Raw genomic sequence first — 14,824 nt, 5'->3', positions numbered from 1 at the left:
CCACCTATCCACGACCAGAAAGGCGGACGGACATGAACGCTCGTAACCAGCGACCAACCTCGACGGGTGGTGGTGCGACCTACCGCTCTGCCGCGTACACCAGTCTGCTGCCATGGCAGGTGCGCGAGCGCCGCTTCGCGCCGACCGGGCTCGGACGTCGCGGTCTGAACCCCGACGATGTGTACGCCTTCCTGGACCGGGTCGCTGTCGACATGGCCGCGCTCCACGCCGCCCTCGGCGAGAGCCGTCGAGAGACCGCACGGATCAAGGACGCGCTGCGCCGATGGCAGACCGACCAGAATCGTGCCGGCAACGAGCGGGACCACACCCGATGAGCCAGCGGTACGTCATCCACCTGCCCGTCGTTGCCACCGACCTCCCCGCCGCGCAGCGCCTGGCCCGGGTCATCGGCCGCTTGATGCTGGTGCTGCCGATGGCGGATCCGGGGGAGACCACCGTCTCCGAAGAGGACCAGCAGTTCCTCCGTCACCGCGCCTTCTGCGACCTGCGGCTGCCTGGCGGCCGGCGCTGCCTCCTCCGCGACGGCCACGACGGCCCCTGCGCCCGCCGGCTGCGCCGCTGACCAGACACTTCGAGACCGGTGGGCATGATCGACTTAGCGATCTGCGACGCCAAGTCATACAGCGATTAATTACCCGTCTCGGTGAATTACCTGTTCGGCCCGGAGCGTGACCATGGCGACGGTACGGCCATCGGCGTCGGCAAACTCGACCTCGTACGCAGTCGGCGGGCCACGAAAGATGTGAACGACGGTTCCCACTGCCCCGGCAGGCAGTTGTTCCCCCGGAATGGCTTCTCGGAGCTCAACCACGTCGTACAGCTCCAACATTTCATCCTTCCTTGGGCGGGAACGAGATGGTCACCATCCGAGGTGCAGATGCCCCGTCCTCCATTATCCAGGCTGTGCGGACGATGATCGTGCCACCGGGGCCGGTCAGGGGAAGGTCCACGGACCACCGCTGGCCGAACTCGTCCGCCTTGCCTGGCAAAGGCTTGCCGGCGAGTACGCCTTCGCGGATCTGCTGCATGATCACGTCAGAGTCGTCCGGGCCGAGGCCAGTGGTGGAGTTGATGACGCGATACTTGTTCTTGCCGACAGGGTGGTCCGGGTTCATGGCGTACGCGGTGATCTTACGTGAGTCGATCTCGGCCTTAGTGAAGTCCGGTCGGCTGGGATCACCCGGGATCTTTGTCGGCTCGGGACCGTCGGGCCTCTGCGGACCGGGTGCTTGCTTCTGGAGTCGCCCCAACGCCTGCTTGAGCTTCTCGATGAGGTCGCCGAGCCGGCGAACCTCCGGGATCAGCCGTCGCAGGCTGGCCAGCAGCCCGCGCAGCAGCCGCGCGATCCGCGCCCCCCAGGACGCGACCGTCGTCGTCACCTGCTCCACGACCAGCGGTGTGGCCAGCCCACCGGTGACTACGAGTTCGCCCGCGTACACGATGAGGCGGGAGACGCAGGTGGCGATGGCGTCGCGGACCAGGAGCCGGACGGCGGCCACCAGGCCGGCGGCGCCCTCGGTGATCGCGGCCATGGTGTCGGCGCCCTGGGCGAGGCCGGTGATGGCCTGCTGCTGCTCGGCGGCCCAGGCCCGGTAGGCGGGGCCGGCGCTGCCGCCCCAGCCGGCGACGTCGGTGCGGACGGCGCGCGCCAGCGCGGCGGCTTCCTCGCGTAGCGACCCGGCGACGTTGCGCCAGGTCTGGGCGTGGGCGGTGATCTGCGCGGGGTCGCCGGCGAGCCAGTCCAACGCCTCACTGAGCGGCTTGACGTGTTCGATGAGCCAGGCGATCCCGTACTGGAGCAGGGCACCGACCGGATCGGAGACGAAGGCGAGGGCGTCCAGACCGGCACTCACCACACCAAGGCTGCCGTCGATCCAACTGCCGTTGCGCACACCTTGCGCGATGAGCTCGATGTCCTCGCAGATCCACAAGCCCGCCCAGGCGCTGGGTGGGGTGTCCGCTGCGGCGGCGACGAGGGGATTGGACGTCACCGGCGCTGCCGCACCCCATCAAGGAACTGCTTGGCGTGGGCGTCGGAGCTCCGGTAGCGGTCGGCGCCGGTCCGCAGCTTCCCGGCGGTGTCCCGCACCGACTCGGCGGCGGCACCGATGCCGTCGACCAGGGTCCGCTGCAGGCCGTCGAGCAGCATCGGCATCATCGCGCAGAGCTGCCCGTAGGCGTCGGCGCCCAACCGGACGTGCTGGCCCGCCTGCTGGGCGGTATCGAGGCCGCCGGCGCAGCGATCGAGGCGTGCGGCGTGGGCGGTCAGGTCGTCCGGGTCGACCTGGATGCCGTCACCGGCGGGCATCGTCTGACCCCGGGTCGTGGATCAGCCGGGTGCGGTATGAGTCGACGATGGCCTGGGCGCCCACGTCGTCGCCCAAGGAGTCCGCAGCAACTGCACCGATCTGCCGCAGCAGGTCGGTGTGCGCGGCTCTGGTGGTATCCAGGATCTGCCGGGCGGTTCGCGCCGCGGATTGTTCCCGGATGCGCTCGTCGAGCCACAGGTTGACCAGCAGGCCAGCCGAGTCGACGGTGACGTCAACCGTCCGATCGGCGTTGCGGGCGGTCCCGGTCAGGCCCTGCACTCTCGCCGACAGCGTCTTCGCCCGCTCCGCCCGTTCGGCGAGTGAGGTCTCCCACTCGTCGAGCCGGCGTCCCGCAGCGTCGAGCGCAGCGTCGTCCGCCCACATGTCGACCCTCCCCAGGGGACCACTGCCGGCGTGGGCCGGCGAGATCACCGGTACGCTACCAACCGGTGGCGCAGCGTGCATGCCCCGATTGCTGGGCTGGCGTGGCTCGGTGAGTCCGACTACGCGTGCGGCCGTTAGCGCCCGACGTACCTGCCCGAGCCCTCAGACGCCGCGAGCGAACAGGGCGAGGCGTACCCGGTTGGGGCTGTCGGTCTTGGTCATCAGGCTGGTGATGTGGGTCTTGACCGTGGTGACGCCGATGTGGAGCCGGTCGGCGATCTCGGTGTTGGACAGGCCCTCGGCGACCAGGTGCAACACGTCCTGTTCGCGGCCGGTCAGGCCCGGTAGCGGCCGTGGTGTCTCGGGGCGGGCGTGCACCGCGCGCTGCACGAGGCGTCGCAGCACGTCCGGGCTGAACGGGCTGTCACCCACGGCGGCCCGGCGGATGCCGTCCAGCAGCTCGGTCGGGGGCGCGTCCTTGAGCAGGAACCCGCAGGCTCCGGCGGTCAGGGCCGGGTAGAGGTGATCGTCGTCGCCGAACGTCGTCAGCACCAGGATGCGGGTGGCGGGGCGTTCGGCGAGGATCCGGCTGGTCGCGGTGATCCCGTCGACACCGGGCATCCGCAGGTCCATGACGACGACGTCGGGGAGGAGCCGCGCGGCGAGCGGGATCGCCTCGCGACCGTTGCCGGCCTCCCCGACGACCTCGATGTCGGGCTGGGCGTCACAGAGCATGCGCAGCCCGGCTCGGATGAGGTGCTGGTCGTCGACCAGCAGCACCCGGATCACGCCGGCTCCGGCGCGGGCGAACCGGCCGGGGACTCGCGCTCACGGGGCACCGACAGGACCGGCGTCCCGACGGCCAGGGCCGGGAGGACGGTACGCACCCGCCACCCGGTGCCGGTCGGGCCCGCCTCCAGCCGGCCGCCGAGCACCTCGACACGTTCGCGCATCCCGGTGATGCCGTGCCCGCCACCGGCCGGCATACCCGCCGGCACGCCACCGCGCCCGTCGTCCGCGACCTCCCAGTGCACAGCCCCGTCGCGAACGGTGACCACGAGGCGCGCGAGCGCGGACGTCCCCGCGTGTCTGGCCACGTTGGTCAGCGCCTCCTGGGTCAGTCGCAGCACCGCCATGCCGCGTACCGCGTCGAGCGCACCGATCGCCGGGTCGAGGTCGGCCTCCACGGTGACGCCGGCCTGACGGGCCCGGTCGATCGCCGCGCCGATCGCCGCCGGCAGCGCGGAGGGCTCGATCGCGGTCAGCGCCGCGTCACCGCGTACCCCATCGGGGTTTCGCAGCACCGCGACCAGCTGGCGCAGCTCCGCCAGGGCTGCGGTGCCCGTGCCGTGCACGTCGTCGAACACCTCGCCCACCCGAGGATCCAGGTCGGTGAGCACGTGCCGGGCCACGCCGACCCGTAACACCATCGACGCCACGTGATGCGCAACGACGTCGTGCAGCTCGCGGGCGATGGCGCTGCGTTCGTCGGCGCGCGCCGCTCGGCTCTCCGACTCGCGCTGGCGCTGCTCGGCCACCGCCCGTTCCACGGCCTGGAGACTGAGCGCCCGGTTGGTGCGGATGACCAGCCCGAGCAGCACGGGAACGCCGACCTCCAGGGCCAACCCGACGACGCCGGAGGCGACCCTGCCGGCCGGGTCGCCGATCGAGTCGCTCAGGTCGACCATGGCCAGCAGCGCGGCGGCCAGCCAGATGGTGGGGCCGGGACGTGCCCGCATGGTGACCTCGAGCAGAGCCCAGCTCGCGCCCACCTGGTTGATCGTGATGTCGTCGACCAGGCAGATTGCGACCGCCAGCAGTGCCGCCTGCGCCACCAGGTTGACCACCGGCCGGCGGTGCAACACCAGGGCGACCGCGAACGCGACCACCGCGAGGACCCACTGTGTCACCGTCGGCTCGCGACCGGCCTGGGTGCCGAAGACCAGGTAGCCCACCCCGCTGAGGTCGAGCAGCACCATCCGCACGAGCGTGTCCCTCGCGTCGAACAGTCGTCCCGACCACCCCATCGGGTCAGCCTAGGTGCTGCGGCTCGGCGGCACGAGCGCCGCGCCATCGGGGTCGCACGGCCAGGTAGGCGGCCAGGCCGAGCGGCCCGAGCAGGATGGTCAGCACCAGCACCGGAGCCATGACCAGCGCCGGCACCCCCCGTTCACGGCTGTCCAACCACGCCCAGCGGCCGACGAACAGATCGAACGCAATCATGTGCGCCCAACCCGCCGCCGCGCCGTCGGAGGTACCGAGCAGGTCGCGCACCCCGTCCAGGGTCGGTGACGTCACGGCCGGCAGCACGTCGCCGAACGCCGGGACCACCAGCAGGCCGTAGAGCGCGACGACCGGCAGCACGATCAGCGGCGAGGAGATGATCCGGGCGGTCCACGACCAGCGCGGCAGCAGGATCATCAGCGCCCAGAACGGCGCGGCCACCGCGAACGTCAGGGTGAACAGCGTCGCGGTCATGCGGCCAGTGCCAGTTCCGGCCGGGTCCGGCGAGCCAGCACCGTCGCGGTGGCGGTCGCGGACGCGACCACCAGGGCCGCGACGGCGGCCAGCGTGAGGGCGTCCGGGCGCAGCAGCGGCTGCCCGCGCAGAGCCTGCCAGGTCAACAACAGCGTGAGTACGCCATACGCGCCACCCGCGACGACCATCAGCCGGGCGCGAGTGTGCGCGTCCAGTCGGGTGCCGAGGAACCGGGTCAGCAGGATCGCCAGGATCGGCAGGGCCTGCAGGGCGTGCAGGCCCACGAAGTGCCCGATCCGCAGGTCACCCCCGGTGGTGCTCCAGCCGACCACCGGCAGTCCCGCACCGCCATCGGGTACGCCCACGCTGTGCGCCCCACTGACCCCCTCGATCCCCGGGTCCTGGGCGGGCAGCACCATCGGCACCGCCACCAGCATGCCCAGCAGCGACAGGCCGAGCCCCCACCCGACAGCGCGGGCGGCGACCCGGTCGGGAATTCGCCGCATCAGCACCACGATCCCGACGACGACGTGTGCGAGGAACAGCACCATGATCGACGCGCCCATCGCCGCGAAGATGGCGGCGTTCAACGGGGTGGTGTCGTTGAAGTGGCTGGTCGTCCCGCGTGCCACCTGCACGACGATCAGTACCATCTCGATCACCGCCGTCGCGACGATGACCGTGGCCGCCCACTGGGCGACCCGGGCCCGGCGTGGCAGCAGGGAGAGCATCCAGGCAAAAGTAGTGCCGTACAGCATGAAGGACACCGCGAACTTGAACGGCTTGAGCCAGATCGGCGATCCGGTGAGGACGCGCGAGTCGACGACAAGGCCGACCAAGGCGACGACGGCGAGCGCCGCCATCGCGGCGACGAGGAGCATGAGTGGGCGGTGCCATTGTGCCGCCCGGCGCAGATCGATTGTCATGTCTGTAGATGATCGCGACCGTTTCCGCCGGTCGCGTCCGACCTCGAGCCCCGGTTACGGCCGGCGGTCGGAGCGGGTCTCCTCCCTGGGTAGGAGACGACATCCGTCGGAACGCGTCGCCGGTGCTGGCACAAAGGCCGGACCTGCCGAGTGGAAAGCCCGCCTCCAGGCACTGTCCCTGACCGCGAGCTGATCTCCCGACGACCGCTGGCCGCTGCCCGAACCGGGCGCGGTGTCGTTCGAGCGTGATGACTCTGAGGCATATTGATACCTCAGAGTCATCACGCTCGTTGCCGACCACCCGGTGCCTCGCCTGACCGACGGAACTTGCGCCCCGGCTCTGCCTCGCAGGCGACGCTACGAACGATCAGCTCGACTGAGTTCGGCGGCCATCTGCGCTGAGCTGTGATCGGCCTCAACCCCGTCGACGAGGATCACCTCACCGGCGAGGTGCCTCGCCCGCAAGGGTTTGATCTCCTGGTACGCGCTGGAGTGGTACCAGGAGCGAGCCTTGGTCAGGTCGGGAAATTCGATGATGACCACATCGCCCGGCCAGTCGCCTTCCAGGACGTCGATGGACCCACCGTGGACGATGAACCGGCCACCGAAGGGCACGAGGGTGGACTGGATGCGCCCCAGATATTCCAGCACGTCGGCGTGAATGGGCGCCTTTCGCAGGTGAGCAAGCGCGTACGCGGCAGCCATGAGTCTCTCCTCGTTGCGGGGAATGAGGCGGGGTCGTCGTCCCCTGCGGTGAGATGATTTCGGGTGCTCGCGCTCGTTGTCGATTACGTCGCAGGTAATGGTTTCTGCCCGGGCGCGGTCATTAGGGTCGGGGCGTGACGACCATGACCAGGCCGGGGCGACCGGTTGGAGAGCTGCTGCGCGACTGGCGCCGAACTCGCGGCATGAGTCAGCTCGACCTGTCGATCGAGGCGGGCGTATCGGCCCGGCATCTGAGCTTCGTCGAGACCGGGCGATCCCGGCCGAGCCCGGAGTTGATTCTGCGGCTGGCGGAGCAGCTCGACATGCCCCTGGCCGAGCGCAACACGATGCTGCTCGCGGGCGGATACGCCCCCGCCTATCCCCGCCACGAGCTGACCGACCCGGAGTTGGCTCCCGTACGTGTCGCCGTACGGCAGATCCTCGACGGACACGACCCGTACCCCGCAGTGCTCATCGACGAGCACTGGCAACTCGTCGAGGCCAACGCTGCCGTCGCTCTGTTCACCGCCGGTGCCGAGCCGCACCTGCTGGCCCCACCGGTCAACGTGCTGCGGCTCAGCCTGCACCCCGGCGGCATGGCCCCGCGAATCCTCAACCTGCCCGAGTGGCGCGCCCATCTGCTCAAGCGACTGCGCCAGCAGGCCGCGACGACCAACGACGCGGCGCTTTCCGCACTGCATGAGGAGCTTCGCGGCTATCCCAGCGGCAACGACGTCGCGGCGCCGATCAGCGACGCCGTTTCGCGTGTCGTCATCCCGCTCCGGTACCGCCACGGAGACCAGGAGCTGTCCTTCTTCAGCACCACCACCCTCTTCGGCACCCCGCTGGACGTCACCGTCTCCGGGCTGGCCGTCGAGGCGTTCTTCCCTGCCGACCCGGCGACCACTGCCGCCCTCCACGCCCTTGGCAAGCCCGCAGCCGGGATGGGCTGAAGTCCGTACGTGCGGCCGGGACTGACCGCACCACTCTGCTGGCTTGCGTTTCGGAATGAACCGATCGGTCGTATTTTCCGTGTTGCCGGTCAGGGTCACACACCAGAGCCACGGAGGCACGATGTCAACGGTTCGAACTGGTCCGGTCATCGGACTGATCGTGCAGATCGTCGCGCTGGCGGTGCTCGCGGGAACGGTCGGTCTGGGCGCGGTGGGGTGGTTGGCGGGGCTGGCGTACGGGGTGGCCCTCTGCGTCCTGCTCAGCCGGGGGATGTCCCGGTCGGGTGCGCGTGGTCTGAGTCCGGCCGACCAGGTGACCCTGAGCCGGGCGATCCTTGTCGGCGGCGTGACGGCCCTGGCAGCCGACTCGATCGCCCGGCCGGCGCCGGTCGCGTTGATGGTCGCTCTCACCACCGTGGCGCTGGTCCTCGACGCGGTGGACGGGTACACGGCCCGACGCACCGGGACCACCAGCGAGCTCGGCGCGCGCTTCGATATGGAGATCGACTCTTTCCTGGTGCTGGTGCTCTGCCTCCACGTGGCACCCTCGGTCGGCGGCTGGGTGCTCACGATCGGCGCGATGCGGTACGTCTTCGTCGCGGCGAGCTGGGTGCTGGGGTGGATGCGCGGATCCCTGCCGCCGCGCTACTGGCGTAAGGTCGTCGCGGCGATCCAGGGCGTGGTGCTGACCGTGGCGATGGGCGATGCGCTGCCCGGGGCGCTGACAACCGCCGTGCTGATGGTGTCACTGGCGCTGCTGATCGAGTCGTTCGGGCGCGACGTCACCTGGCTGTGGGTGACCCGTCACCTCCGCCGCGCCTCCACCACCATGAAGGGCGCGTTGGTCCACCCGAGCGGGCAGGCGAGCCACCGCGCCGGCTCTCCGCTGGGCGGGCTGAGCGCGGGGAAGACGGAGGGGCTGCCCTGGCAGCCGCACCCGACGGTCGCTGTGGTCCGAAGCGACATCGCCCGGGTCTGAGCCGCGCGCGTGCCTTACTCACCAGCGATCATGGAAGGATGCCCGGGTTGTCGCTCTTGACGCGAGTACGTCAGCTGCCGAGCCAGGGACGGAGGGCGATGAGGGGCGAACGCTCGGGCGCTCCCGCCAACGGCGACACCGACGTCGAGGGTCGGACGAAGCGCTCCATCCGGGCCCGGATGGCGACCGTCCTGGCCGTTGTGTTCGCGCTGCTCGTGCTCACCGCGCCGTACGACTTCGGCCGCCTCACCCCGGCGGCGTTCGTGCGGATCCCCCTGGAGGCACTGCTGGTCGTCGCCCTCCTGCTGGCTCTGCCGACGCGCGGGAGTCGGCTGGTCGCGACGCTCGTCGGCGTGGCCCTCGGCCTGCTCGGCCTGCTGAAGCTGCTCGATCTGGGGTTCTCCGCGTCGCTCAGCCGGGCGTTCGACCCGGTGCTCGACTGGGCGTTGCTCGACGACGCGTTCGCCTTCCTCAGCGAGTCGTACGGCCGGCCCGGCGCTGTCGGCGCCGCAATCGTCCTGGCGGTGGTGGCTGTCGGCCTGCCCGTCCTGGTCATGCTGTCGGTGCGGCGATCGAGGCGGTTGGTGATTCGGCACCGCACCGGCACCACCCGGATCGTCGCGACGCTGGTGGTCGTCTGGGTGGTGTGCGCCGCGTTCAACGTGCGGGTGAGCCCGGGTGTACCGGTTGCCGACACGTCCGCGACGACCCTGGTGAACGGCCACGGATTTCAGGTGCGCCTGCGTCTCAACGACCGGAAGACGTTCTCCACCCTGGTCGGGGCCGACAGGTTCCGCGACGTTCCCGACGACCAACTACTGACCGCGTTGCGCGGCAAGAACGTCGTCATCTCCTTCGTGGAGAGTTACGGCCGGGACGCCGTCGAGGATCCGGAGTTCGCCCCCCAGGTCGGTGCGGTCCTCGACAGTGGCACCAGCCGGCTGCACGCGGCGGGCTTCGCCGCGCAGAGCGGCTTCCTCACCTCGCCGACGTTCGGCGGCGGCAGTTGGCTCGCCCACGCCACGCTGCTCTCCGGCCTGTGGATCGACAACGACCAGCGTCACCGCACCCTGCTGGCGAGCGACCGGATGACCCTCAACGGTGCCTTCCGGCGGGCGAACTGGCAGACCGTTGGCGTGATGCCCGCCGTCACCAGGGCCTGGCCGGAGGGCTCCTTCTTTGGCTACGACCGTTTCTACGACGCCAGAACGCTGGCCTACCAGGGCCCCAAGTTCAGCTTCGGTACCATGCCCGACCAGTACACCCTGTCCAGTTGGCAGCGCCTGGAGCAGGCGAAACACGACGGCAACCCGGTGATGACGGAACTCGCGTTGGTGTCCAGCCACGCGCCCTGGACCCCGGTCCCGCGGCTGATCGACTGGACCACCGTCGGCGACGGCTCGATCTTCCGCGCCGCCGCCGCCGGTGGTGGTGGCGCGGAAGGCGAGAGGCGGCGCACCACCGCCCAGATCCGGGCGGACTACCGGCACTCCATCGAGTACACGCTGAGCACGCTCATCTCCTACGTGGAGACCTACGGCGACGACGATCTCGTGTTCATCTTCCTCGGTGATCACCAGCCCGCCACGGTCGTCACCGGCGACAATGCCAGTCACGACGTCCCGATCACGATCATCACCCGGGACCGGGCCGTACTGGACCGCATTTCCGGGTGGGGCTGGCAGGACGGGCTCAAGCCTGGCCCGCAGGCCCCGGTCTTCCGGATGGACACCTTCCGGGACCGGTTCCTGACCGCCTTCGGACCGTAGTCACGGCCCACCCCGCGCCCCTCTCATGGATGGGAGAACAGAGAGATGACGGTTTCCATCGGCACCAGGATCGCGGCGCTCAGGACCGATCCGGCCATGTCCCTGCTGCACCGGTCGTTGGATGTCTACTACGGCGACGCCGAGCGCGACGCGCGGATGGACGCCTTCTATTCCCGGTTCGTCACGAGTGGGGATCTCGTCTTCGACATCGGCTCCCACGTGGGTGACCACATCGGCAGCTTCCGCCGCCTCGGGGCCCGGGTCATCGCCGTGGAGCCGCAGCCGCTGTGCCTACGCGCCCTGCGGGCGATCTACGCCGACGACGACCAGGTGACCCTGGTCGAAGCGGCGTGTGGCGCACTCCCCGGGAGCGCAGGCTTTCACGTCAACTCTGCCAACCCCACTGTGTCGACCGCCTCGGCCGACTTCGTACGGGCGGCGAAGGGCTCGGGCGGGTGGGAGAGCGAGGTGTGGGACTCGGCCATCGAAGTTCCGATGGTCACCTTCGACGCACTGATCGACCAGTACGGCGTGCCGACCTTCACCAAGATCGACGTGGAGGGTTTCGAGGATGAGGTGCTGACCGGCCTGAGCCGCCCGCTGCCGGTCCTCTCCTTCGAGTTCACCACGATCGCGCGTCCGGTCGCCTACCGGTGTCTTGATCGCCTGACCGCGCTCGGCTTCGACGGCTTCGACGTCGCGCTGGGCGACATCAAGTCGATGACGTTCCAGCGCTGGGTTTCCGCGAACGACATGGCAGCACACCTCCTCGAACTGCCGCACCAGACGAACTCCGGCGACGTGTACTGCGTGTCCCGCTGCTAGTCCAACCCCGACGCGTCGACGGGGACGGACGACCTCTTTACTGCGTCCCTTGCTCTGCGTCACCCCACGCAACACCACGTGTCCGATATCCGGACACCCGGCGTTGCGCCCGTTTTTGTGATCCCGCTGCGACCAGGCCGACCCCTCATCTAGCGTCAGAGTGTTCATCTTTGTTGGGGTTGGTCGGGAAGGTGTGGCGATGGGGGTGCGGAGCTGGATCGAGGGCTGGCCGGTCTACCGCCAGCTCACCGGCACCGACCCGCTCGGCCGGGGCGCCGCAGCGAAGTCCGACGGATCCCGGGCGCTCACCGCCCGCACCGAAACCGCCGACAGCGTGGCCCGTTCGGTGTGCCCGTACTGCGCGGTGGGTTGTGGCCAGCGGGTGTTCGTCAAGGACGGGAAGGTCAGTCAGATCGAGGGCGACCCGGACAGCCCGATCTCGCGGGGTCGGCTCTGCCCGAAGGGCGCGGCCAGCAAGGGTCTGGTGACCAGCCCGTTGCGGCAGACGAAGGTCCGCTACCGCCGGCCGTACGGCACCGAGTGGGAGGACCTCGACCTCGACACGGCGCTGAACATGATCGCTGATCGGCTCCTGGCCGCCCGGGACGAGACCTGGGAGGACGTCGACACGCAGGGTCGGCCGCTCAACCGGACGCTGGGCTTTTCCAGTCTGGGTGGGGCGACGCTGGACAACGAGGAGAACTACCTCATCAAGAAGTTGTTCACCGCGATGGGGGCGCTCCAGATCGAGAACCAGGCCCGTATTTGACACTCCTCCACCGTCCCCGGTCTGGGGACCAGCTTCGGTCGTGGCGGCGCCACCCAGTACCAGCAGGACCTGTCGAACTCCGACATGATCGTCATTCAGGGTTCGAACATGGCCGAGGCTCACCCGGTGGGCTTCCAGTGGGTGATGGAGGCCAAGCGTCGCGGCGCGAAGGTCTTCCACGTCGACCCCCGGTTCACCCGCACCAGCGCGGTGGCGGACGCGTACCTGCCGATCCGGGCAGGCACCGACATCGCCCTGCTCGGTGGCGTGATCCGCTACATCCTGGACAACGAGCTCGACTTCCGGGAGTACGTGGTCTCGTACACGAACGCGGCGACCATCGTGACCGAGGAGTACGTCGACACCGAGGACCTGCACGGGCTCTTCTCCGGCTTCAAGATCGAGAACGCCACCTATGACCAGGCCAGTTGGCGGTACGCGGGCATCGGGCAGAACATGACGACCCGGGACACCGAGACGCAGCGGGAGACCGCGGCCGGGCTGGAGCACGAGTCGCACGGCGCTCCGGTCGACGCCGATACCGAACGCGACGAGACGTTGCAGCAACCGCGCTGCGTCTACCAGATCCTCAAGCGGCACTACGCCCGCTACACACCGGAGATGGTCGAGCGGGTCTGCGGCATCTCCCAGGACAAGTTCCTGGAGCTGGCCCAGGCGTGGACGCGAAACTCCGGCCGGGAACGGACCAGCATGCTCGTCTACTCGGTCGGGTGGACGCAGCACAGTGTGGGTGTGCAGTACATCCGCACCGGCGCGATCATCCAGCTGTTGCTCGGCAACATGGGGCGCCCGGGTGGCGGGGTCATGGCGCTGCGCGGTCATGCCAGCATCCAGGGCTCCACTGACATCCCGACGTTGTTCAACCTGCTGCCCGGCTACCTGCCGATGCCGCACCACGCCGACCACCCGACCCTGGACGAGTGGGTGGACAGCATCCGGCATCCGGGGCAGAAGGGCTACTGGGGTAACGCCCGCGCTTACGCTGTCAACCTGCTCAAGGCGTACTGGGGCGATGCCGCCACCGCCGAGAACGACTACTGCTACGGTTACCTGCCGCGGATGACCGGTGATCACGGCACCTACCAGCAGGTGCTCAACATGATCGACGGCAAGGTCAAGGGGTACTTCCTGCTGGGCCAGAACCCGGCCGTCGGCTCGGCGCACGGCCGCGCCCAGCGGCTCGGGATGGCCAACCTGGACTGGTTGGTGGTCCGGGACCTTTTCATGATCGAAAGCGCGACGTTCTGGCAGACCGCGCCCGAGATCGAGACCGGTGAGATCGTGCCCGAGGAGTGCCGCACGGAGGTGTTCTTCCTGCCCGCCGCCTCGCACGTGGAGAAGGAGGGCACGTTCACCCAGACCCAACGGCTGTTGCAGTGGCGGGAGAAGGCCGTCGAGCCGCCCGGCGACGCCCGCTCCGAACTGTGGTTCTTCTACCACCTCGGGCGCGTCCTCCGGGAACGGTTGGCGACGTCGACCGTGCCCCGCGACCGCGCGTTGCTCGACCTGAACTGGAACTACCCGACGCACGGCCCGCACGCGGAGCCGAGCGCCGAGTCGGTGCTGCGCGAGATCAACGGGTACGAGGTGACGACCGGCCGGCCACTGTCGTCCTTCACCGAGATGAAGGACGACGGCTCCACCGTCTGCGGGTGCTGGATCTACAGCGGGGTGTACGCGGACGGCGTCAACCAGGCCGCCCGTCGCAAACCCGCCAGCGAGCAGTCCATGGTCGCCCTGGAGTGGGGCTGGGCCTGGCCGGCGAACCGGCGCATCCTCTACAACCGTGCCTCCGCCGACCCGGACGGCAACCCGTGGAGTGAGCGCAAGCGCTACGTCTGGTGGGACCCGGACAAGGGCGAGTGGACCGGCTACGACGTGCCGGACTTCGAGAAGAACAAGCCGCCGTCCTACCGACCGGCCCACGACGCCTCGGGCGTGGCCGGCATTGCCGGCGACGACCCGTTCATCCTTCAGGGCGACGGCAAGGGCTGGCTGTACGCGCCCACCGGCGTACTCGACGGGCCGATGCCCACCCACTACGAGCCCGTCGAGTCACCGGTGCGCAACCCGCTCTACCGGCAGCAGTCCAACCCGACCCGCAAGGTCTACACACACCCGATCAACACGCTCAACCCGAGCCCACCGGAGCCGCACAGCCAGGTGTTTCCGCACATCTTCACGGTCAGCCGGCTCACCGAGCACCACACCGCCGGGGCGATGAGCCGTAACGTGTCGACCCTGGCCGAGCTGCAACCAGCGATGTTCGTCGAGGTGTCGCCGGAGCTGGCGGCCGAATGCGGCCTCGACCACCTGGGCTGGGCGCACCTGATCACCGCCCGCGCGGCCATCGAGGCGCGGGTGCTGGTGACCGACCGGCTGACCCCGCTGCGGGTCGACAACCGGATCATCCACCAGCTCTGGCTGCCGTACCACTTCGGCCCGGAGGGTCTGGTGACCGGTGACTCGGCCAACGACCTGTTCGGCATCAGCCTCGACCCGAACGTCCTGATCCAGGAGAGCAAGGTCGGCACCTGCGACGTGCGGCCCGGTCGACGCCCGAGAGGACCGGCACTACTGGAACTTCTCGTCGACTACCGGCGGCGGTCCGGGGACCTCAGCCCGCACTATCCGCCGCAGGTCACGACCGGCGACCCCGACAGCGGCCACGACCAGGAGGTCTGA

15 protein-coding genes and 1 pseudogene are annotated in these 14,824 nt (G+C 69.5%); 7 read left to right on the top strand and 9 right to left on the bottom strand.

All coding sequences use genetic code 11. The features are described from left to right. The first annotated feature begins 32 nt into the window (after positions 1-32). Entirely contained in the window at positions 33-335 is a 303-nt protein-coding gene (locus OG811_RS29180; RefSeq protein WP_406070323.1) for a DivIVA domain-containing protein, read from the top strand. Further along, on the top strand, positions 332-583 hold the full coding sequence (locus OG811_RS29175; protein WP_406070321.1) for a hypothetical protein: 252 nt from the start codon (positions 332-334) through the stop codon (positions 581-583). Before OG811_RS29180 ends, OG811_RS29175 begins: the two co-directional genes overlap by 4 nt. Positions 584-652: 69 nt before the next feature. Here the strand turns inward: OG811_RS29175 and OG811_RS29170 are convergent, their stop codons facing one another. The 9 genes from OG811_RS29170 to OG811_RS29130 form a co-directional block, all read right to left on the bottom strand. Further along, positions 653-850 (bottom strand): DUF4926 domain-containing protein, encoded by a 198-nt coding sequence (locus OG811_RS29170; RefSeq protein WP_406070320.1) that lies wholly within the window; start codon positions 848-850, stop codon positions 653-655. Between the two features lies 1 nt (position 851). After that, positions 852-2,012, bottom strand: coding sequence for a WXG100 family type VII secretion target (locus OG811_RS29165; protein WP_406070318.1), 1,161 nt, complete (start codon positions 2,010-2,012; stop codon positions 852-854). Next, complete coding sequence (locus OG811_RS29160) at positions 2,009-2,329, bottom strand: type VII secretion target (RefSeq protein WP_406070317.1); 321 nt, start codon at positions 2,327-2,329, stop codon at positions 2,009-2,011. The genes OG811_RS29165 and OG811_RS29160 overlap by 4 nt, the downstream gene beginning before the upstream one ends. Beyond that, on the bottom strand, positions 2,316-2,714 hold the full coding sequence (locus OG811_RS29155) for a YbaB/EbfC family DNA-binding protein (protein ID WP_406070315.1): 399 nt from the start codon (positions 2,712-2,714) through the stop codon (positions 2,316-2,318). The genes OG811_RS29160 and OG811_RS29155 overlap by 14 nt, the downstream gene beginning before the upstream one ends. Positions 2,715-2,876: 162 nt before the next feature. Continuing rightward, the gene (locus OG811_RS29150) at positions 2,877-3,503 is read right to left on the bottom strand and encodes a response regulator (protein WP_406070313.1); all 627 of its coding nucleotides are present in this window, start codon (positions 3,501-3,503) and stop codon (positions 2,877-2,879) included. After that, complete coding sequence (locus tag OG811_RS29145; RefSeq protein ID WP_406070311.1) at positions 3,500-4,741, bottom strand: sensor histidine kinase; 1,242 nt, start codon at positions 4,739-4,741, stop codon at positions 3,500-3,502. The genes OG811_RS29150 and OG811_RS29145 overlap by 4 nt, the downstream gene beginning before the upstream one ends. A 4-nt stretch (positions 4,742-4,745) precedes the next feature. Continuing rightward, a complete protein-coding gene (locus tag OG811_RS29140) occupies positions 4,746-5,192 on the bottom strand; it encodes an ABA4-like family protein (protein ID WP_406070308.1) in 447 nt (148 codons plus the stop codon). Further along, a complete protein-coding gene (locus OG811_RS29135) occupies positions 5,189-6,118 on the bottom strand; it encodes a hypothetical protein (RefSeq protein WP_406070306.1) in 930 nt (309 codons plus the stop codon). Before OG811_RS29135 ends, OG811_RS29140 begins: the two co-directional genes overlap by 4 nt. Positions 6,119-6,475: 357 nt before the next feature. Beyond that, entirely contained in the window at positions 6,476-6,823 is a 348-nt protein-coding gene (locus OG811_RS29130; protein WP_406070304.1) for a DUF1330 domain-containing protein, read from the bottom strand. Between the two features lie 143 nt (positions 6,824-6,966). On the opposite strand from OG811_RS29130, the gene OG811_RS29125 reads away from it, so the two are divergent. The 5 genes and pseudogenes from OG811_RS29125 to fdh all read left to right on the top strand — a co-directional run bounded on the left by OG811_RS29125 (position 6,967) and on the right by fdh (position 14,824). Beyond that, positions 6,967-7,776: a helix-turn-helix domain-containing protein gene (locus OG811_RS29125; RefSeq protein WP_406075970.1), complete on the top strand. Its 810-nt coding sequence runs from the start codon at positions 6,967-6,969 to the stop codon at positions 7,774-7,776. Positions 7,777-7,897: 121 nt separating this feature from the next. Beyond that, positions 7,898-8,611: pseudogene (locus OG811_RS29120) on the top strand (CDP-alcohol phosphatidyltransferase family protein); the annotation flags it as partial. Between the two features lie 242 nt (positions 8,612-8,853). After that, the gene (locus tag OG811_RS29115; RefSeq protein WP_406070303.1) at positions 8,854-10,524 is read left to right on the top strand and encodes a sulfatase-like hydrolase/transferase; all 1,671 of its coding nucleotides are present in this window, start codon (positions 8,854-8,856) and stop codon (positions 10,522-10,524) included. Positions 10,525-10,569: 45 nt separating this feature from the next. Continuing rightward, positions 10,570-11,349: an FkbM family methyltransferase gene (locus tag OG811_RS29110; RefSeq protein ID WP_406070301.1), complete on the top strand. Its 780-nt coding sequence runs from the start codon at positions 10,570-10,572 to the stop codon at positions 11,347-11,349. A 199-nt stretch (positions 11,350-11,548) separates the two neighbouring features. Next, positions 11,549-14,824 (top strand): formate dehydrogenase, encoded by a 3,276-nt coding sequence (gene fdh, locus OG811_RS29105; protein WP_406070299.1) that lies wholly within the window; start codon positions 11,549-11,551, stop codon positions 14,822-14,824.

Origin of the sequence: Micromonospora sp. NBC_01638 (genome assembly GCF_045209745.1) — a bacterium.
Taxonomy (GTDB): domain Bacteria; phylum Actinomycetota; class Actinomycetes; order Mycobacteriales; family Micromonosporaceae; genus Micromonospora.
The sequence above is the reverse complement of the archived record's forward strand: the minus strand, read 5'-3'. Positions and strand labels throughout refer to the sequence as shown.

Excerpts from the sequence above, each read along its gene's own strand:
- OG811_RS29180 (WP_406070323.1), top strand. The coding sequence starts at position 33 with ATGAACGCTCGTAACCAGCGACCAACCTCGACGGGTGGTGGTGCGACC.
- OG811_RS29175 (WP_406070321.1), top strand. The coding sequence starts at position 332 with ATGAGCCAGCGGTACGTCATCCACCTGCCCGTCGTTGCCACCGACCTC.
- OG811_RS29170 (WP_406070320.1), bottom strand. The coding sequence starts at position 850 with ATGTTGGAGCTGTACGACGTGGTTGAGCTCCGAGAAGCCATTCCGGGG.
- OG811_RS29160 (WP_406070317.1), bottom strand. The coding sequence starts at position 2,329 with ATGCCCGCCGGTGACGGCATCCAGGTCGACCCGGACGACCTGACCGCC.
- OG811_RS29155 (WP_406070315.1), bottom strand. The coding sequence starts at position 2,714 with ATGTGGGCGGACGACGCTGCGCTCGACGCTGCGGGACGCCGGCTCGAC.
- OG811_RS29145 (WP_406070311.1), bottom strand. The coding sequence starts at position 4,741 with ATGGGGTGGTCGGGACGACTGTTCGACGCGAGGGACACGCTCGTGCGG.
- OG811_RS29140 (WP_406070308.1), bottom strand. The coding sequence starts at position 5,192 with ATGACCGCGACGCTGTTCACCCTGACGTTCGCGGTGGCCGCGCCGTTC.
- OG811_RS29135 (WP_406070306.1), bottom strand. The coding sequence starts at position 6,118 with ATGACAATCGATCTGCGCCGGGCGGCACAATGGCACCGCCCACTCATG.
- OG811_RS29130 (WP_406070304.1), bottom strand. The coding sequence starts at position 6,823 with ATGGCTGCCGCGTACGCGCTTGCTCACCTGCGAAAGGCGCCCATTCAC.
- OG811_RS29125 (WP_406075970.1), top strand. The coding sequence starts at position 6,967 with ATGACCAGGCCGGGGCGACCGGTTGGAGAGCTGCTGCGCGACTGGCGC.
- OG811_RS29115 (WP_406070303.1), top strand. The coding sequence starts at position 8,854 with ATGAGGGGCGAACGCTCGGGCGCTCCCGCCAACGGCGACACCGACGTC.
- OG811_RS29110 (WP_406070301.1), top strand. The coding sequence starts at position 10,570 with ATGACGGTTTCCATCGGCACCAGGATCGCGGCGCTCAGGACCGATCCG.